The sequence below is a fragment of the Mycobacterium sp. URHB0044 genome, assembly GCF_000620625.1.
In the GTDB taxonomy this organism is placed as follows: domain Bacteria; phylum Actinomycetota; class Actinomycetes; order Mycobacteriales; family Mycobacteriaceae; genus Mycobacterium.
On record NZ_JIAW01000001.1, the window covers coordinates 83,300 to 101,464 of the forward strand.

Consider the following 18,165-nt stretch of genomic DNA (forward strand, 5'->3'; position numbering starts at 1 on the left):
ACGTCGAGCGTCAGCCCGGCCTGCCGGCACGCTCGCTGCGCATCTTGGCGAACCGGTCGGAGAGCCTGCGCATCCGAATCATCAGCGATGCCGACGGCGTGGCCGTGCCTTCGACGTAGGCGCCGAACCGGTCGGTGGGCACCCCGATGCGGGAGGCGAATTCGTGCTGGCCGAGGCCGGAGCGGTCCAGCAGAAGGCGGACGTGGCGAGCCACCTCGGCGCATTCATTGGCCTCGAGGTGTTCGCGGCTGCGGATCAACACCTCGGTCATCGCCTTGGAAACTCCGTAGGGCTGCGCCGTCTCCAGCACTTCCTCGACCTGGCGGGCAGTGCGGCCATACGGGTCGCGCTTGATCGCGACGACGATGCGTTGCCAGACCGTGAGGTCGTCGTTCTCCAGCGCAGACCGAATTGCCGACGTGGGCCAGAATTCGACGGGCCGACTGTCGGCCTGCGGGCGGCGTGGCGCCGTGGCCGCGGGGGCAGCCGGGCGGCCATTGTCGCGACGCGCGTCGGCAGCCAACGTCACCTCGCCTCCTCCAGCATCGCTACCGCAACTGACAGGCAACGCCGCCTGACCTGCTCCCATTCGGCATCGGCGTCCGAGCCCGAGATCCAGGCGTCGTCCACGTCCGAGGGATGGGGATCGGCCAGTCGGCGCACCAACTGTGTGGCCACCCACTGACTTCTCGGGTGCTGACCACAGTAATACCGGTCCATCCGGGCGAGCACCACTGCCGCGGTCTGAGTTTCCATGGAGTCGACGAGATCGGCAAACTCTGCGAAGTCCTTGGCGGAATTGCGGCACATGATGAGGTAGCTCTTCAACCGCAACGTCTCGGCGCCCGTCGGGATCTGCAACCTGTCGCCGGTCGGCAGCTGCACGTTGGTGGTCTCCATCGGGGTCCGACGTTCCACCACCGGCCGGTCGGTGTCGGCGGCCTCGGTGGCCAGTGCGTCGAGTGCCACCGAAAGCCGTCCGCGCCACATGGTCACCGGGTGGACGGCCCGGGTGGTGACTGACTTGGTGACACCCGCGCCGTTCGTGCGGTGGAACCGGCCCGACGTCTGCCGCGCGCCCGGCGGCCCGTCGCCGCCCTTGGGGCGGGCGCCGACCAATTGCGCCACCGGGCCGCACCCGCTGAACGCGAGCGGATCGGCCACGGTGATCGTCTGCGGGGCGAGGTTCTTGAGCTTGGCGGCCGACTTGACCACCATCCGGATGTCGGAGCCCGACGGGCCCAGGGCCGAGATGTCGTCGGGAATGATGACGAGGTCGCCGATGTCCACCTTCGGCAGGGGCTTCTCGAAGTCCACGGACGGCAGGATGCGGTCGAGCCAGCGCGGCAGCCACCAGTTCCACTGCGCGAACATCGCCATCAGCGCGGGCACCAGGACCAGTCGCACCACGGTGGCGTCCACGGCGATCGCCACCGCGCACGCCACGCCGAGCTGCGCGACCAGCGGCATGCCTGCGAAGGCGAAGCCGACGAACACGGCGATCATGATCAGCGCCGCGCTGGTGATGGTGCGGGCGCTGGTGCTGACGCCGTAGGCGACCGCGTCGCGGGTGTTGTTGGTCTGCAGGAACCGCTCCCGGATGCGGGTCAGCAGGAAGATCTCATAGTCCATCGACAACCCGAAGGTCATCGCAAGGACGAGTGGCGGGATGGTGCTATCGAGCGACGAAAGTCGTTGGAAGCCAAGCGCTTCCAGCCAGCCCCATTGGAACACCACCACGAGACTGCCGTATGCCGCGCCCACTGACAGCACGGTCATCAACACGCCCTTGAGGGCCAGGAACACCGACCTGATCGAGATCAGCAGCATCACGAACGCGATCAGCGCGACGAACCCGAACACGGCGGGCTGGGTGGCGGCCACCCGGTCGTCGAAGTCCTTGATCAGCGCGGTGGGCCCGCCGACGTCGATGCTCACCTGCTCGCCGGGCGGCCCGGACAGGTGCTGGCGCATCCAGTCGATGCTCGTCCGCGCGCCCATGTCCTCGGGGTCGACCGACAGCACCGCGGAGAACAACGCACTGTGGTTGTCGTCGCTGAACACCGGCGGCGACACCGAGATGACGTTCGGCGCCTGCGTCATCTCCTGCCGGACGTCCTCGAGGGCGGTCGTGTTCTGGGGCTCGTTGGCCGTCAGCGTGGGGAAGGTGACCAACACGCGCACCGGCCCGAGTGCGCCCGGCCCGAGCGCCTCGGCGGCGGCGTTGACGCCACCGCGGATCTCGTGGGTCGGCTCGAACTGCCGCTGCAGGCTGTTGCCGAGGGTCATGTCGAACGCAGGCGCGGTGAGGGTGAGCAGGAAGGCCGTCGCGGCGAGCGCCGACAGCCACGGCCTGCGCATCACGGAACCCACCCAGCGGGTCCAGAACCGGGACTGCGTCGTATCGGGTCGCCGGGAGAAGTGCAGCCACGACGACCGCTTGGCCGCCGCCCTGCCGAAGGTGGCCAGCACGGCGGGGGTGAGCGTGGTCGACGTCAGCACCGCCACCGCGACGGCCAGGATGGCTCCGGTGGCCATCGACGCCAGCACCGGGGTGTTGATCAGGTAGATGCCCGTCATCGAGGCGATCACGGTCAACCCGGACAGCAGGACCGCGAGCCCGGAGGTCGCCATCGCCGCGTCCGCCGCCTGGGCCGGATCGCGGCCGGACCGTAGTTCCTCCCGGAATCGCATCAGGATGAATAGGGAGTAGTCGACGGCGAGCGCGATGCCGAACATGGAGACCGTCGACGTGACGAACACCGACATCTGCGTGTACATCGACAGCAGATACACCACGCCCATGGTCACCACGACGGTGCAGATGCCGAGCACGAGCGGCATCGCCGCCGCGGCAAGGGATCCGAACACGGCCAGCAGGACGATCAGGACGATCGGCAGGTTCCACTTCTCGGCCTGCGTGATGTCGTGCTTCGTCGCCTCGCTGGCGGCGGCGCCGAGCGCGCCCTGGCCGATGACGTAGAGCTTGACCTCGCCGTCCTTGATTTGGCCCGGCTGGTCACCGTTGGTGCCGACCTTGGCGCGCAACTGTTTCGCGACGTCCACGGCACCGGAGTTGTTGAAGTCCAGCGCCAAGCTGACGACGTAGGGCCGGTCGGGTTGCGGTGGCGGCTGCTGCGGGTTGGGCACGACCTTGACGCTCGGGACCTCCGCGGCGATGCGCTCCAACTGCGCGACGGCGTCGTTCATGTCCTGGAACGAGGCGTCCGCCCGCGGGGCGGCGACGAGCGCGAGCGGCGAGGCACTCTGGTCGGGGTAGTGATCCTCGAGCTCGTACTGCACGTGCAGCGACTGCGAACCCGCGACCTCGAAGCCGCCGCCGGTGAGGTTGCCCGACTGGTTCAACGCCAGAAACACCGAGGGCGCGAGGAGGAGCAGCCACGCCACGAAGACGGCCCAGCGGAATCTGCGCAGGTTGCTGCTCAACCGCATCATGAACTGCTGGATGACGAACCCCTGCCTTCTCCCCGGCGTTTCGTAGCGTAACGCTATAACAGCACGAGGTAAGGTCCGCGCCCCGCGCGAGGCCGAGGTCGCAGTGCCGATCGCCGGTGCGGCCCGCCCCTCTGGATCCCCCTGGCATCCCTCTTCGGTTGACCTGCGTATTTGCTGGACGAATTGCGCCCCCGCGCCGCGGTGATGGCAAGATGGCGTTCGGCTGTTTCCGGGTCGGGACTGGATCGCCGCCGATGGCAAGCCATTTTGCGCACATCGGCCGCCTGTGAATCGTGAGGAGTCAACCGTGACTTGGGCCTTCGAGACCTTCGGGACCGCGCGACGCGGACTCGGCACGGTGTTCGCTGTAACCGCAGCCGGTGGTGTGGTGGTTGCCGCGCTCGGCGCCGCGTCGCCATCGGCGACGGCCGCGTCCGATCCCTGCGCCGCCAGTGAGGTCGCGAAGACCGTTGGCTCGGTAGCCACGTCGATGGGCACCTACCTCGACTCGCACCCGCAGACGAACGCCGCGATGACCACCATCTCCCAGCAGCAGGGTGGCGCACAGTCGTTGGTGGCCCTCAAGGCGTACTTCGACGCCAACCCGCAGGCCAGCAAGGACATGCAGCAGCTGCAGCAGCCGCTCGTCAACTTGTCCACGAAGTGCAGGCTGCCGTTGACCCTCCCGCAGCTGATGGGTCTGTTGCAGGGCGCCGGTTCGCAGGCGGGTTCGCTGCCCGGTGCCGCGTCGCCGGCGAGTTTGCCAACGGGTCCGGCCACGGCGCAGACGGTCGCCGTGCCAGGCACCGTGCTGCCGGCGCAGCCGTCGCCCGCGTCGACCGTCGGCCCGGGCACCGGACCCCTTCCCGGACCCTCCGCGGCCACCACCAGGTAGCCGAGCCCGGCGTACGACACCGCCGGCGGTACGACCCTGAACTGGATCTTCAGGGTTTCTCGTGACGACTTGGGCGCAAGGCAAGAAAGTCGTGTCCGATTCTGCTTAGCTTTTCGGTGTCGGTAACCGCTCGTGGTTGCCACCTCTCCGCTTTCGAAGAAGGAGCTCGACCATGTTGGTCTCGATGCGTACAGGGCGGCGCGCGGTTGCTGGCGCCATGGGCGCCGGCGCAGTCACCGGCGCGATGCTGTTCGGCGCGATCCCGTCCGCCATGGCCGACGATCCGGCCCTGAACCCGCCCAACTGCTCCGCTGCCGACCTGGCCGGTGTCGCGTCGGGCGTGTCTGCGGCCACGTCGGCGTACCTCTTCACCCACCCGGACGTGAACTGGTTCTTCACCAGCCTCGAAGGCCTGCCCCGCGACGAGGTCCGGGCCCAGGTGCGGACCTACCTCGACGGCAACCCGGTCGTGAAGACCGATCTGACGGGCATCCGCCAGCCGTTGGTCGATCTGAAGAATCGCTGCGGTTCGGCACCGGCGCCTGATCTGCCTTAGTCCCCGTGCCGGTTCGGCAGGGGGCAAATACCAGTAACGAGGAAGATCTCGGGCGAGACGTGCCGGGGCACGAGGGCGCGGGCCGCATGGTGCTGATGGTCGACGACGATCCGGACGTCAGGACCTCGGTGGCGCGTGGGCTGCGCCACTCGGGTTTCGACGTGCGGGTCGCCGCGACAGGCAAGGAAGCGCTGCGGCTGCTGTCCAACGAAACCCACGATGCGTTGGTGTTGGACGTGCAGATGCCCGAACTCGACGGCGTGGCCGTGGTGACGGCACTACGCGCGCTGGGCAACGACATTCCGATCTGCGTGCTGTCCGCGCGGGACACGGTCAACGATCGCATCGCCGGCCTCGAGGCGGGGGCGGACGACTATCTGACCAAGCCGTTCGACCTTGGCGAGTTGGTGGCGCGGCTGCATGCGCTGCTGCGCCGGTCGAGTCATTCCGATCAGCCGTCGGACACCATGACGGTCGGGCCGTTGACCATCGACACGTCTCGCCGCCTGGTCTTCGTCGACGGTGAACGGGTCGAGTTGACCAAGCGTGAATTCGATCTGCTGGCCGTGCTGGCGGAGAACAGCGGCGTGGTGTTGTCCCGGCAGCGGCTGCTCGAATTGGTGTGGGGCTACGACTTCGAAGTCGACACCAACGTTGCCGACGTGTTCATCAGCTACCTGCGGCGCAAGCTCGAGCGGGACGGTCATCCGCGGGTGATCCACACCGTGCGCGGGATCGGCTACGTGCTGCGCGACGATCCGTAAGTGCGGCTCCCTCGATTCGGCCGCTCGGCCTCGCTGCGTACCAGGGTCGCTCTGGCCGCCGCAGCGGCGGCGGCAGCGGTCGTCGCGGTGTTCACCATCCTGACGTCGGTGGTATTGGCGAACAACGATGCCGTGCAACTGGATCGGCGGCTCGACTCGATCGTCGACGCCAGCATGTACCCCGAGCAGCTCAGTGATCCGAGCCGAGGGGTGCTCACCACGGGCCGGTCACCGTCGACGGGCCAGGTGGTGTTCCAGCGCGGCCTGCAACTGCCGCAGCTGGATCCGGGCACGGAGAACGTCCGCGTCAACGACGTCGAGTACCGGGTGCGCACGGTCAAGCTGGATCAGCAGGGTGGCGTGGTCATGTCCGTCGGCATCCGCGCCGACAGCATCCTGTTGAGCCGCGCGCGCATTCCGCTGTACACGGCCGTCGGCGTCGCGACGGTGCTCATCGCCGCGGGCCTGGGCTGGCTGCTTGCCGGTCCGGCGATCCGGCCGTTGCGCCGCTTGACCGCGCAGACCATGCGGCTGGGCAAGGGCACCGACACGATGGAGGCGGTGACGGGCGCGCGGGAAGCCGAGGAGCTGTCCGACGCGATGGCCGGGATGCTCGACCGCCTGGCGGCCGCCCAGCAGGCCACCACGAACTCGCTGCAGGCGGCACAGGACTTCGCCGCCAACGCCGCCCACGAGTTGCGTACCCCGCTGACTGCCATGCGCGCCGATCTCGACACCCTGCGGATCCACGACCTGCCTCCCGAGGAACGCGAAGAGGTGGTGGCGGACCTGCTGCGCTCGCAGCGCCGCGTCGAGGCCATCATCACCGCGCTGGGCCAGTTGGCCTCTGGACAGCTCGCCCAGGTCGAGGACCGCGAGCTGATCGACGTGACGGACATGCTCGACCGTGTGGCCCGCGAGAATGCCCGTGCGGGAAGCGATGTCGAGATCGTCGTGGAAGCCGATGACATCGGCACCTTCTGGGGCTGGCCGGGTGGCCTGCGACTGGCGGTGGACAACCTGGTGCGCAATGCCGTGGCGCACGGTGAGGCGACGCGAATCGTCTTGACGGCGTCGCGATCCGGTGACGTGCTGACGATCATCGTCGACGACAACGGTCGCGGGTTGCCCGCCGACGAGCACGAGTTGGTCCTGGGCCGGTTCGCCAGGGGCAGTACGGCGGCGCCAGGCGGTTCGGGCCTTGGGCTGGCCCTCGTCGCCCAGCAGGCCGCGCTGCACGGCGGGACCATCGAACTGTCCGACGGGCCGCTCGGCGGGCTGCGTGCGACGCTGACCGTGACGAGTTCCCCTGAGCCGGAAGAGGATCGGGACGACGGCGAGTCGGTCAGCGCCGAGCCAGGGCCATTGCGACGGCGCGCCAGCCGAGTAGCAGGATGGCGGTCACTAGGGAAGCGACAACCACGAAGCTGACCGCGGTACCCGCGGACGTCGCCTTGCGCAACAGCATTCCGACCGCGACGGTGCAGACCCAGACGACGAGCCCGGTCGGTGCCAGCGTCGTGGGTCTGCGCCAGCCGCGTATCGCGAGCCAGCCGACCGCGGTCCCAGCGAGGAACGGCCACGCCGTCTCGGCGACGCCGGCGATGGTGATGCCCTCTGCGTGGCTGCGCCGCCCGACGGTCGCGAACAGCAGGACGCACGCGACGTCGGCGAGCAATGCCGCGGCGGGCCGCGACCCGGCGTTATCCGGTGCCATAGGTCATCAGGTCGTAAACCAATGGGCTGACGTTGGTTTCGTCCCGGGCGGTGAAGCCGGGAACCAGGGCGGCCGGCTTGCCTCCGTCGAGCATGTCGCCGAGTGCGTCGATCGACTGCAGCCGGCCGTCGAGCGTGAACGACTTGAGCAGGAACGGAACACCGTTGGCCATCAACGGATCCGGGCCGCTCATCACGTGGAAGTGCAGATGCGGTGCGTCGGTGTTGCCGGAGTTGCCGAGATTGCCGATCACCTGACCGGAGGTCAGCCGGTCGCCCGGCTTCACCTTGACGGTGCCGGTCTTCATGTGGGCGTAGAACGCATAGTTGCCGTCTCCGATGTCCTGGACGACGTGGTTGCCGCCGTACTGTTCGAGTGGCAGACCCGTCGGACTCTGACCGGGCACCTGCTCGGGTAGCCCATCCAACACGGACACCACGGGGCCGTCGGCGACGGCGTGGATGTCGTCGCCGAAGTACGGGTAGCTCTCGGGCTTCGCGACGTCGCCGTGGTAGAGGGTGCCGTCGGGGCCCAACTGCACGTAGTCGATCGCGAAGCGCTCCGCGGCCCACAACTGACCGTTCAACGGGTTCAGCGCCATCCGGTGTGCGGTCATGTCGCAGCAGCTGTTGGCGTCCAACCAGCGGGGTCCATCCAGCGGAGGGGCGATGACCGGCGGTTCGTGCGTCGACACCGTCACCGGCGCGACGTCGGCCGTCATCCGCGCGGGCAGCAGCGGTGGCGCCGGCTTGGACAGGTCGACCACAACGGTGTGCGAGAGTTCTTGTGGCACAGCGGGTGTGGCACCGGTAGCGCCGTCGATGACGACGTCCAGCCAGACGATGACGCTCTGCGCCGGTCCCACCTTCGTGGTCGGCTCCTTGTTGCCGAGGATCCGTGTCCAGTACGCCAACCGGTCACCGGTCAATGACAGTAGCGTCCTGTCGCCGGCCTTGACGGTCACCGATGCCAGGGTCATGTCCTGGCCGAGCGCGTTGGTCAGCTTGAGCTCGTAGGCGAGATGTACCTTGCCGTCGGTGGCGGGCACCGGAATCGGTGCCGCGATCACGTCGGCCAGCATCGGGGTCGGGACCACGGGTGCGGCGTTCGTCGAAGGGGCCGGGGACGACTCGGTGGACGGCGACGGCGTCTGCGTCGAGGACGAACAGGCTCCCACCAAGACCGCACTGGCCATGATCGCGACGAGGCCGCGGACGCTTGGGGGCACGCGTTGATCCTATGGCTCGGATTCGGGCTCGCGTCTGGCTTCGGGCTCGGCCTGCTCGGGCGTCCGGCTCTCCGGGGCGTAGATGGCCTCCGGGTCGGGGCTGAATTCGGCGGGCTCGTCGCCCGCGGCCGGGTCGATCGTCGCGTCGGGATCGAGGTCCTTCTCCGTGCGGAACACGAAGAAGAAGACCACCCAACCGATTCCGGAGATGAAGATCCAGCTGACCAGGCGATAGATCAGCATCGCCGAGATCGCCGAGGCCAGCGTCATGCCGCTGGTCACCAGACCGGGCACCAGCACCGCCTCGACGACGAGCAGGCCGCCGGGCATCAGCGGAATCGACCCCACCGCGCGCGCCGCCGCGTAGGCCACCGTCAGGCCGGCGAGTGACGGCTTGCCACCGGCGGCGTACGCCGCGAACGCCAGACACGCCACGTCGGCGACCCAGTTGAACAGCGACCAGCTGAACGCGACGCTCAGCGCTCGGCGGCTCAGGCTCACCGACTCCAGCTGCTGCAGCATCTCGCGCCACTTGTCCAGGCCGGTGTCCGCCGGCTTGCCGCGCACGGAGTTGACCCACGACAGCACGCGGACCCCGATGCCGTCGATCTGCTGGGGGTTGGACGCCACCGACTGCGCAAGCAGCAGCAGTGCGACGAAGCCGCCGAGCGTGAAGATCAGCGACAGCGGATTCTTGCTCGCCCCGAGCAGGAACGCGCCGCCGAGGCCGAGCAGCGCCAGGCCCACCGCCTGCAGCACGCCCGACATGACCAGCTGCCACGACGCCACCACCGGCGACGCGCCCCAAATCCGTTGTTGCCGATAGACGAACGTGGCCGACAGGACCGGACCGCCGGGCATCGTGGTGGACAGCGCATTGCCCGCGTAGAACGCGGCCTCCGACCGCCACTGCTTGACGTGCACGCCAGCGGACTTCAGCAGGGTCCGCTGGATCTGCGCGAAGCTGTGCATCGACGCCAGCGCGGCGAAGACCGCCGCGAGCACCCACCACCAGTTCGCCGACAGCAGGCTCTTCCACGCCTTGGCGAGCTGATCCCAGACCAGCACCACCTCGACGGCCAGCACGATGACAGCGACGCCGATGACCACCCAGCGCAGCCACCAGTATTTTCCGCGCTGGCGGCCCTCCGGGCGGTTGGCGTCGCCGCAGGGCGCATCGTGCGACACGCCATTCAGGGTAACGGCGGCGCACCAGCGAATCAGCGTCCCGGGAGCGGGCGCGCCGAGTCGTTACGCTACCGGCATGTCAGACGGGTTGTCGGTTGCCGCGGGGTCCAGTGATCGGGTGTCCATCGATCCGGCCGCCGACGCGGCGGTGCACCCCGTCGTCAGGAAGGCCGCGGCGTGGTCGTGGCGCCTGCTGATCATCCTTGGCGCACTGGTCGCGCTGCTGTGGGTGGTCAAGCACCTCGAGGTGATCGTCGTGCCCGTGGCGCTGGCGACCATGATCGCGGCGTTGCTGATGCCCGTCGTGGATCTGCTCGACCGGCGCGGGATGCCGCGTGGCGCCGCGGTGTTCGTGGTGCTGCTCAGCGGCTTCGTGGTGGTCGGCGGCATCCTGGCGTTCGTCGTCAGCCAATTCATCGAAGGCGCGCCCGCGCTCGTCGACCAGGTGACCCGCAGCATCACCGGCGTCCGGGCGTGGCTGACCACCGGCGTCTTCTCGCACTTCAGCAGCGAGCAGATCAACAGCGCCACCGACGCGGCCATCGACGCGCTGAAGAACAACCAGGCCAAGCTCACCAGCGGCGCGCTGTCCACGGCTGGCACCGTCACCGAGATCGTCACCGGCGCACTGCTGGTGTTCTTTACCCTCATCTTCCTGCTGCACGGCGGCCGCCACATCTTCGGCTACGTCACGAAGATCTTCCCCTCGACCGTCCGCGACCGCGTCCGCGATGCGGGCCGGGCCGGCTTCCATTCGCTGATCGGCTACGTCCGCGCGACGTTCCTGGTGGCGCTCGTCGACGCCGTCGGCATCGGCATCGGTCTGGTCATCATGGGCATTCCGCTGGCGCTGCCGCTGGCGTCGCTGGTGTTCCTCGGTGCGTTCATCCCGCTGGTTGGTGCCGTCATCACCGGCGTCCTCGCCGTGATCGTCGCGCTGATCGCCAAGGGCTGGGTGTTCGCATTGATCACGCTGGGCCTGATCATCGCCGTGCAGCAGCTCGAGGCGCACGTGCTGCAACCGCTGGTCATGGGTCGCGCGGTGTCGGTGCATCCACTGGCCGTCGTGCTGGCGATCGCGACCGGTGGCGTGTCGGCAGGCATCATCGGAGCCCTGCTGGCGGTGCCGACGGTGGCGTTCATCAACAGCGCGATGCGCGTGCTGCTGGCCGCGGATCCTGGCGCGGAGGAGGCCGTCCTGGAAGCCCAGGTGGGCCCGCCGATCAAGGGCGAACCGGACGACCTTCCGCCGGACGGTTAGAGCCGGCCCTCGCGACGCAGCAGATCCGCCGCGCTCATCCCGCCGCCACGACGCTTGGGTTCGTCGGCGGCCTCGCGGGTGTCGATCTTCTCGGTGGCATCGGCGTCCTGTGGCCGCTGGGCCGGGATCGCCGTGGTCGGCTCGTTGCCGACCGGCGGCTGCGGTTTGCGCGTCCGTTGCTCGGGCATCGCGCGCGTCGGATCCGCCGACGGCGCAGCGGTTCCGCCGTTGCCGCCGCGCAGTTCGCCGAGCCAGGACTCGATCTCACGGTTGGGTGCCGATCCCCGCGGCTCGGCGCGGCGCGCGCCACGTGACGGGGGCGGTGGCGTGACGGGCGCGGCGGGCGGCGTGGCAGCGCGGTTCGGGTTGACCCTTGGCGTGCGCGTCGTGGGCGCGGCCGCATTGGCGGGCGAAGCATCCTTGGGTGCCGTGAACCGGGTGGTCGGCGCCTCGGTCTGCGGAGCGGCCGCGGTGGGGATCCGGGTGGTTCCGACCGCCGACGGCTGGACCGCGCGCGGCGGTGCCGGTGGCCTGCCGGGACCTCTTGGTCCTGGTCCGCCGGGATGTCCCGGGTCGTGTGGCGGCAGTGGCCGCGCCGGCGGAACGGCGGCGCCGGCCCCGACGAGGGCTTCCTCCGGCTCGCGCACGGTCGGACGCTTGCGTTCGTCGGGCAGTTCGGTCTCACCGAGGCCGAGGCGTTCCTGAAGGCGCTTCATCCAGCGCGGCGCCCACCAGCAGTCGTCGCCGAGCAGCTTCATGATCGCGGGCACCAGGAACATTCGGACGATGGTGGCGTCGAGCAGCAGCGCGATCAGCAGACCGAAGGCCAGGTACTTCATCATCACCAGGTCGGAGAACACGAACGCGCCGGCGACGACGGCCAACACCAGCGCGGCGCCGGTGATCAACCGGCCCGTGGTCGCGGTGCCGATGCGGATGGCCTCGGCGGTGGACATGCCGCGTTCGCGGGCCTCCACCATGCGGGACACCAGGAAGACCTCGTAGTCGGTCGACAACCCCCAGATCACCGCGATGATCAGGCCGATCATGGGCGCCATCAGGGGCTGCGGCGTGTAGTTCATCAGCCCGGCCCCGTGCCCGTCGACGAACATCCACGTAAGGATGCCCATCGTCGAACCAAGGGTCAGCGCACTCATCAACGCGGCCTTGATCGGCAACACCACCGACCCGAACGCCAGGAACATCAGGATGGTCGTCGTGGTGATCAGCAACACCACCATCAAGGGCAGCTTGTCGAACAAGCTGTGGATCGAGTCCTGCTCGAGGGCGGGCGTACCACCCACCGACACCGTCAGACCCCGCGGTGGCGCGATCGCGCGCAACTCCGCAATCTTCTGCGCTGCGTCGTTGCGCACCAGCAGGCCGTTCTGGATCACCCGAACCGACGGGTCCTTGGACGCTCCGTCGAGGTAGGACCGTTCCTTCCACATGGTGGTCGGATCGTTGTTGGTCTCGATGAAGCCGGGAATCGTCATCGCCTTGCCGCGGACGTCGGCGACCTGTTGATCGGTGACCGGGTCTCCGTTGTCGCTCTCGATGACCATCGTCAGCGGCTCGGTGCGGAACCCGGGGAACGTCTTGTCGAACTCCTCCTGCGCCACGCGCACCGAGTTGTCCGGGGGGAGGTACTTCTCGCTGATGCCGCCGAGCGCGAGCTGTCCCAGCGGGATGATGAGGATGATCATGAAGATCACGATCGGCGCCGCGAACGCGATCGGCCGCTTCATCACGTGGTTGACGAGCTTGCCCCAGAAGCCCTTCTCGACTTCGGCGCGAGTCTTGGTCTTCTGCGTCTTCTCGGCCAGCCAGTGCAGCCACCACACGATGGGAGTCCGTGCCAGCGGCACGTACCGGGCGAGGGCAAGGCCGAACGTGACGATCACCAGGAAGATGACGATGCCGAGCAGCATCCAGTAGATGGCGCTGCCGATGATGTCGGCGTCCTTCATCGCGATGATGCCGTAGGTCATGGCGCCGTACAGCGCGGTGTAGCCGAGGACCTGGCCGATGAGGGCGAGGTTGGCGCCCTGCTCGCCGGTCTCCTTCATGCGCTTGCGGGCGATGTGGCCGAGCGCGATGCCGACGGGAGGGAAGAGCAGCCCGAGCGGGATGGAGGCGATGGCGAAGGTGTTGATCTTCGGGTTCGCGGGGTCGGATTCGATCGGATCGGGTTCGGCGAACTTGACGAGCGTCTTCACGCCGAGTGCGTCGACCCTCGGCCCGAGGATCGCGAGCGCGGCGGCGAGCACGGTGACCGAGAGGATCGCCGCGATCATCACCGAGGCGATGATCGCGTAGGTGATCGACTTCAGGAAGCCCTGCGGGAACAACAGCAGCGGCACCGAGGAAGCGACGAGGATCACCGCGGAGAACATGACGGTGCGGCCGGACGTCATGACGGTGCGCCGGATGGCGGCCTCGGTGTCGTAGCCCTCGGCGAGTTCCTCTCGGAATCGGCTCACCATGAACAAGCCGTAGTCGACGGCGATGCCGAGCCCCATCAGGGTCACCACCGGCTGCGCGAAGAAGTGCACCGGGATGAACTCCGCGGCCAACCGCATGACGCCGAGCGCACCCGCGATGGTCAGACCGCCGATGATGCCCGGTAGCGCGGCCGCGATGACACCGCCGAACACGAAGAAGAGCACCACGCAGACCAGCGGGATGGCGGCTACCTCGGCACGCTTCTGATCCTCGCCGATGGTGCCGGTCAACTCGCTGGCCAGCGGCTGCAGGCCGGCCTGCTGAACCTCGACGCCCGGGATGTTCAGGGCTTCCTTGACGGTGGTGCCGTCGTTGCCGACGTTCTTGTTGTAGTTGTTCAGAATCGAGTCGTCGTTGTCGCCCTTGAGCTGGACCGACATGAACGCGTGCTTCTTGTCGTCGTCGGCCATGTTCTTGAGCAGCTCGGGGCTCTTGAAGTAGCCGATGGACCGCAGGATCTGATCGGGGTGTTCCTTCTCGACGTTCGCAAGGTTGTCGAGGACCTTCTTCTGGAATGCCGGATCGTCGACCGTCTTGCCCTCGGGGGCGGTGTAGATGGCGATGATGTGGCCCGACGTGTCGCGGCCGTACGCGGCGTCGGCGGCCAGGGAAGCGTGGACCGACTGACTGCCTTCGTCGTAGAAGCCGCTCTGGGTCACGTGCTGGCCGAGACTGATCCCGTACACGCCGCCACCGACGCACAGTGCGACCATGACTCCGATTACCGCGAACCGGAATCGGTACACCGTTCGACCCCACCAGGCGAACACGTGAGCTCCTAACTAGTCTTCTTCAAGTTGTTTCGGCCTGCGCTGCTTCAGTTGTTAACGCGCGAGGTCAGTAGCGACGACAGCGGCCGGAACGGCTGCAGCCACGCGCCCTGCTCGGGCAGCGAATCAAGGCCGATTCGCGGGAGCGGCTCCCTGAAGACACCGGGGATGTCCTCCAGGTCGACAAACTCCAAGGTATCCGACGCTAGCGCCCAACTCGCATGTTCGCGAAATCCGAGAACGTGCACGCCGATGCCGTCGCGCGCGATTTCCTCGAGGGGGAGCCGGAACGCCTGTCCGTCGGCCGAAGCGACGAACAGGCTGGCCAAACCCTCGCTGCGGCGCAGCGCGATGTGGTTGAGCATGTCGATGTCGACGTCACTGTCGTCATCGATCTTGGGTTTCGCGAACACCGCGAAGCCGACGTTCCGCAAGGCCTCCACCCAGGGGCGCACGACGTCGGCGCTGCCCGACGCGATGTTGGTGAAGACCGTGGCCTCCGGCTCGAGCGAGACGGGAGGGGTTTCGCCTGCGCGGGCGGCCGACAGTTCGGCGGTGCGGGCCAGTAGCCAGCGGCCAAGCGCGTCGAACCTGGGTCGGTGCGCCGCGGTCGGACGTCCGCCGAGGATCGAGCCGAGACCCATGTCGAGGTTGGGCGCGTCCCAGACCAGAAGCACGCGCTCGGGTATCACCACGGGCACGTCCGGCACGGCTCCGAGCTGGATGTCTTCGGTCACGCTCATCGCGTTCTCTCCCATAGGAATTCGGTGACCCTGCTCCCGACCTGCTGTGCCTTCGCTTCGTACTTGGTGACCGGCCGACTGGTCGAGATCGGCAGTTCGTCGGCGTCGACGGTCACGCGGCGCAGGAGTGGCTCGGCGTCGCCGACCTCGGCGATCTGCTCGGCGTAGCCGGCGTGGTCGGTGGCGGCGTGCAGCACTCCACCGGGTTTGAGTCGGTCGGCGATGAGGGCGACCGTCGACGGCTGCAGCAGCCGGCGCTTGTGGTGGCGAGCCTTGGGCCACGGATCCGGGAAGTACACCCGCACCCCGGTCAGGGACGCCGGCGCGAGCATCTGCTCGAGCACGTCGACACCGTCACCGCGAATCAGCCGCACGTTGGTGAGCCCGGCCCGATCGATGCCGCTGAGCAGCTGCGCGAGTCCCCGCCGGTAGACCTCGACGGCGACCACGTCGACGTGGGGTTCGGCGGCAGCCATCGCCAGCGTCGAGACGCCGGTGCCACAGCCGATCTCCAGCACCACCGGCGCCTGGCGGCCGAACCACGATTCGAAGTCCAACGGGCCCGCCGTCGCGCCGTCCGAGTCCCTGGCCTGCATGCCGAGCTCGGGCCAGCGCCGTTCCCAGGTCTCCTGCTGGCCGCTCGAGAGTGCCGATCGCCTGGACCGGAAGCTGGTGATGCGGGGGTATGGATGGTGCGTAGGTGGTCCGGCCTCTTGGCTGGTCTCCTCACGCTGGGCATGCATCGGTCCATCGTCGCTCATCACCGGCGGTGTGCCCGCATCGTGGTGCAGATTGATACCCAACAGTTGCCTTCCGTCCGTAGGGTCCGGCTCCCGCGAAATCTCGGGCGAAATCTCCGCTCAGCGCGGCATCCCGCAGATGCGACGATGGCTTGGGGGTTAACCGGGATATGCCGACTCAATCAGTTGACGGTGCGGCGGCTTTCGCCGACCTCGTGGTGGAATTCGCTGAAACCGCGCGCAGGTCGGAGTTGTCGCCGATCATCGCGCATCTTCGTCGCCCGGTAGATGTTGCGGTGCTGGGTCGGCCCGGAGTGGGTCGCCACGCGGTCGCCGCCGCACTGCGCAACCGGGGCGTCGCCGTCGCCGCGCCCTCCACGGCCCCCGACGTCCACGTGCTGGTGATCGCGGAAACGCTCAAGCCCGAGGAGCGCGCCAGGGCGACCTGCGGCGTGCCGACGCTCATCGTGTTGAACAAGGCCGACCTCACCGGATCGCGCTCCGGTGCGGCACTGCCGAACGCGCACCGCAGGGCGGCCGAGCTGCAGGTCAGTACGGGCATCCCCACCGTCGCCATGGTCGGCCTGCTTGCCGCGACGACGGAACTGGACGACGACCTCGTCGACGCGCTGCGCACCTTGGTGGGCACGCCCGCCGACCTCGGCTCGGTCGACGCGTTCCGCAGCGGCGAACATCCCCTCGATGGCGACGTCCGGGTGCGACTGCTCGAGCGCCTGGACCGGTTCGGCATCGCGCACGCCGTGCTGGCGCTGGGCCGTGGCGCCGATCCGGCCAGCCTGCCCGCGCTTCTGCGGCGACTGAGCAACGTCGATGCCGTGCTGGCCAGGCTGACGGCCGTCGCCGCACAGGTGAGGTACCGGCGGCTGCGCGCCGCGTTGGCCGAAATACGGTCGCTGGCAATACAATTGGACGACGAACGGTTGTCCGGGCTGCTGCACTCCGACGCCGTGGTGCTGGCCGCGATGTCCGCGGCGGTCGATGTGGTGGAGGCCGACGGTCTCCGGGTCGACACCGCCGACCACCCGGAGGCGCATGTCCGACGGGCCGTGCAGTGGCGGCGGTATGGCCGCGGTCCCGTCGGTGCGCTGCACCACAGTTGCAGTGTCGACATCACCCGCGGATCGCTTCGACTGCTCGACGCGGGCGCGTGACGGCGCCGCGCCGCGTCGTCGCGGTAGTCGGGGCGCCGTCGGCCGGCGTCACCAGCGTCGCGGCCGTCCTTGCCGACCGCCTCCCCGACCACGACGTGGTCGACGGGCCCGGGGCGAGCACGCCCGATGCGGTGGTCGTCGTCGCGTCGGCCGTAGCGCCCCTCGTCGAGTCCGACGTCGAGCTGATCGACCGCGCGGCGTCGCGCACCGATCTGGTGATCGCGGTGGTCGCCAAGATCGATGCGCACCGCGGCTGGCGTGACGTACTGGCCGCCGACCGCGCGCTGCTGGCCCGCCGGGACGAGCGCTACCGCCGGGTGCCGTGGATCGGCGTCGCCGCCGCACCAGACCTCGGCGCCCCCGACGTGACCGGCCTCGTCGACGCGTTGCGTGCAGGCCTCGCCCAGCCGAACCGGGGAAATCAACTGCAGGCCAACGTTTTACGGCCCGATCGTCGGTTGACCGGGCGACGGTCGGCGGGCGTCGTCGCGACGCGGGGCGAAATCCAGCGGGCCCGCCTTGCGCTCCTCTACTTCGTGCGCCACCGGTGCGCGCGGCTCGGCGCCGACCTTCGGGCAGAGGCCGCCGAACTGGCCCGCGGCGAGTCGACGCAATTCCAGGACCGCGTGCGCGACGCGGCGGCCGACGTCGTCGCGGAGGTGGACACGGCGATCGGCCGGACCGTCGCAGGCATCCACGGACTGCCGGCGCTGCCACCTCGCGGGGACGTCGCGCCACCGTCCCTGCCGTCCCCTCGATCGACGTCGCGCCGGCTGGAGACCCAGTTGATGGTGGTGCTCGGCGGCGGCTTCGGGCTCGGCGTCGCGCTGACGGTCAGCAGGCTGGCCACCGCGGTCGGCCCCGGGTCGGAGGTCGCCGGGCTGCTCGCCGGTGGCCTGCTCGGGGTGTTGTTGACGGCGTGGGTGGTGTCCCTGCGCGGCGTCCTGCACGACAGGGCGCTGATGGACAGATGGGTGGGCGACGTCACCGCCGCGCTGCGCAGTGGTGGTGAGGAGATGGTCGCCAGGCGGCTACTCGACGCAGAGATCGCGCTTGCGGACGGCGTCAGGACGCCGGGCCCAGAAATGGGCGCGAATGCGCCGCACGGATTGAAGGGAAATGACGCGAAATGGCGAAATTCGGCATCTGAATCGTTCTTGTGAGGCATCG

General features: G+C 68.7%; 15 protein-coding genes. 7 read left to right on the plus strand and 8 right to left on the minus strand.

All coding sequences use genetic code 11. The features are described from left to right. Positions 1 to 10 precede the first annotated feature (10 nt). Positions 11 to 529 (minus strand): helix-turn-helix transcriptional regulator, encoded by a 519-nt coding sequence (locus N536_RS0100445; protein WP_029111806.1) that lies wholly within the window; start codon positions 527 to 529, stop codon positions 11 to 13. Further along, on the minus strand, positions 526 to 3,456 hold the full coding sequence (locus N536_RS0100450) for an MMPL family transporter (RefSeq protein ID WP_029111807.1): 2,931 nt from the start codon (positions 3,454 to 3,456) through the stop codon (positions 526 to 528). The genes N536_RS0100445 and N536_RS0100450 overlap by 4 nt, the downstream gene beginning before the upstream one ends. A 307-nt stretch (positions 3,457 to 3,763) precedes the next feature. Here N536_RS0100450 and N536_RS0100455 point away from each other — a divergent pair, with 307 nt between their 5' ends. The 4 genes from N536_RS0100455 (at position 3,764) to N536_RS36965 (ending at position 7,102) form a co-directional block, all read left to right on the plus strand. Continuing rightward, positions 3,764 to 4,351 (plus strand): hemophore, encoded by a 588-nt coding sequence (locus tag N536_RS0100455; protein WP_029111808.1) that lies wholly within the window; start codon positions 3,764 to 3,766, stop codon positions 4,349 to 4,351. Between the two features lie 172 nt (positions 4,352 to 4,523). Beyond that, a complete protein-coding gene (locus N536_RS0100460) occupies positions 4,524 to 4,907 on the plus strand; it encodes a heme-binding protein (protein WP_029111809.1) in 384 nt (127 codons plus the stop codon). An 86-nt stretch (positions 4,908 to 4,993) separates the two neighbouring features. Beyond that, a complete protein-coding gene (locus N536_RS0100465) occupies positions 4,994 to 5,671 on the plus strand; it encodes a response regulator transcription factor (protein WP_197040055.1) in 678 nt (225 codons plus the stop codon). Beyond that, entirely contained in the window at positions 5,672 to 7,102 is a 1,431-nt protein-coding gene (locus N536_RS36965; protein WP_081808980.1) for a HAMP domain-containing sensor histidine kinase, read from the plus strand. It abuts the gene before it with no gap. Here the strand turns inward: N536_RS36965 and N536_RS41150 are convergent. The 3 genes from N536_RS41150 to N536_RS0100480 are packed head-to-tail and all read right to left on the minus strand — an operon-like array spanning position 7,017 to position 9,804. Next, positions 7,017 to 7,388, minus strand: a complete 372-nt coding sequence (locus N536_RS41150) for a DUF3054 domain-containing protein (protein ID WP_081808981.1) — start codon at positions 7,386 to 7,388, stop codon at positions 7,017 to 7,019. The genes N536_RS36965 and N536_RS41150 overlap by 86 nt on opposite strands. Then, entirely contained in the window at positions 7,375 to 8,583 is a 1,209-nt protein-coding gene (locus N536_RS0100475) for a M23 family metallopeptidase (protein ID WP_036435142.1), read from the minus strand. The genes N536_RS41150 and N536_RS0100475 overlap by 14 nt, the downstream gene beginning before the upstream one ends. Before the next feature lie 42 nt (positions 8,584 to 8,625). Next, positions 8,626 to 9,804, minus strand: coding sequence for a flippase-like domain-containing protein (locus tag N536_RS0100480; protein WP_029111812.1), 1,179 nt, complete (start codon positions 9,802 to 9,804; stop codon positions 8,626 to 8,628). A 76-nt stretch (positions 9,805 to 9,880) separates the two neighbouring features. Here N536_RS0100480 and N536_RS0100485 point away from each other — a divergent pair, with 76 nt between their 5' ends. Next, a complete protein-coding gene (locus tag N536_RS0100485; RefSeq protein ID WP_081808982.1) occupies positions 9,881 to 11,065 on the plus strand; it encodes an AI-2E family transporter in 1,185 nt (394 codons plus the stop codon). Here N536_RS0100485 and N536_RS0100490 read toward each other — a convergent pair. Genes N536_RS0100490 through trmB form a run of 3 tightly spaced genes read right to left on the minus strand, consistent with a single transcriptional unit; the run spans position 11,062 to position 15,844 of the window. Further along, positions 11,062 to 14,340: an MMPL family transporter gene (locus N536_RS0100490; protein ID WP_029111814.1), complete on the minus strand. Its 3,279-nt coding sequence runs from the start codon at positions 14,338 to 14,340 to the stop codon at positions 11,062 to 11,064. The two genes, N536_RS0100485 and N536_RS0100490, sit on opposite strands and share 4 nt — an antisense overlap. Before the next feature lie 47 nt (positions 14,341 to 14,387). Beyond that, positions 14,388 to 15,083 carry an NYN domain-containing protein gene (locus N536_RS0100495; protein ID WP_029111815.1) on the minus strand — a complete coding sequence of 232 codons (696 nt, stop codon included), beginning with the start codon at positions 15,081 to 15,083 and terminating at the stop codon, positions 14,388 to 14,390. Next, positions 15,080 to 15,844, minus strand: a complete 765-nt coding sequence (gene trmB, locus N536_RS0100500) for a tRNA (guanosine(46)-N7)-methyltransferase TrmB (RefSeq protein WP_036434879.1) — start codon at positions 15,842 to 15,844, stop codon at positions 15,080 to 15,082. The genes N536_RS0100495 and trmB overlap by 4 nt, the downstream gene beginning before the upstream one ends. A gap of 149 nt (positions 15,845 to 15,993) precedes the next feature. On the opposite strand from trmB, the gene N536_RS0100505 reads away from it, so the two are divergent. Both N536_RS0100505 and N536_RS36970 read left to right on the plus strand, forming a co-directional pair. Next, positions 15,994 to 16,995 (plus strand): hypothetical protein, encoded by a 1,002-nt coding sequence (locus tag N536_RS0100505; protein WP_231514372.1) that lies wholly within the window; start codon positions 15,994 to 15,996, stop codon positions 16,993 to 16,995. After that, positions 16,992 to 18,158: a hypothetical protein gene (locus N536_RS36970; RefSeq protein WP_051574122.1), complete on the plus strand. Its 1,167-nt coding sequence runs from the start codon at positions 16,992 to 16,994 to the stop codon at positions 18,156 to 18,158. The genes N536_RS0100505 and N536_RS36970 overlap by 4 nt, the downstream gene beginning before the upstream one ends. Positions 18,159 to 18,165 lie beyond the last annotated feature (7 nt).

What these genes read in the sequence shown, in the direction of transcription:
- N536_RS0100450 (WP_029111807.1), bottom strand. Translation starts at nt 3,456, where the DNA reads ATGATGCGGTTGAGCAGCAACCTGCGCAGATTCCGCTGGGCCGTCTTC.
- N536_RS0100460 (WP_029111809.1), top strand. Translation starts at nt 4,524, where the DNA reads ATGTTGGTCTCGATGCGTACAGGGCGGCGCGCGGTTGCTGGCGCCATG.
- N536_RS0100465 (WP_197040055.1), top strand. Translation starts at nt 4,994, where the DNA reads ATGGTGCTGATGGTCGACGACGATCCGGACGTCAGGACCTCGGTGGCG.
- N536_RS41150 (WP_081808981.1), bottom strand. Translation starts at nt 7,388, where the DNA reads ATGGCACCGGATAACGCCGGGTCGCGGCCCGCCGCGGCATTGCTCGCC.
- N536_RS0100475 (WP_036435142.1), bottom strand. Translation starts at nt 8,583, where the DNA reads ATGGCCAGTGCGGTCTTGGTGGGAGCCTGTTCGTCCTCGACGCAGACG.
- N536_RS0100485 (WP_081808982.1), top strand. Translation starts at nt 9,881, where the DNA reads ATGTCAGACGGGTTGTCGGTTGCCGCGGGGTCCAGTGATCGGGTGTCC.
- N536_RS0100495 (WP_029111815.1), bottom strand. Translation starts at nt 15,083, where the DNA reads ATGAGCGTGACCGAAGACATCCAGCTCGGAGCCGTGCCGGACGTGCCC.
- trmB (WP_036434879.1), bottom strand. Translation starts at nt 15,844, where the DNA reads ATGAGCGACGATGGACCGATGCATGCCCAGCGTGAGGAGACCAGCCAA.
- N536_RS0100505 (WP_231514372.1), top strand. Translation starts at nt 15,994, where the DNA reads ATGCCGACTCAATCAGTTGACGGTGCGGCGGCTTTCGCCGACCTCGTG.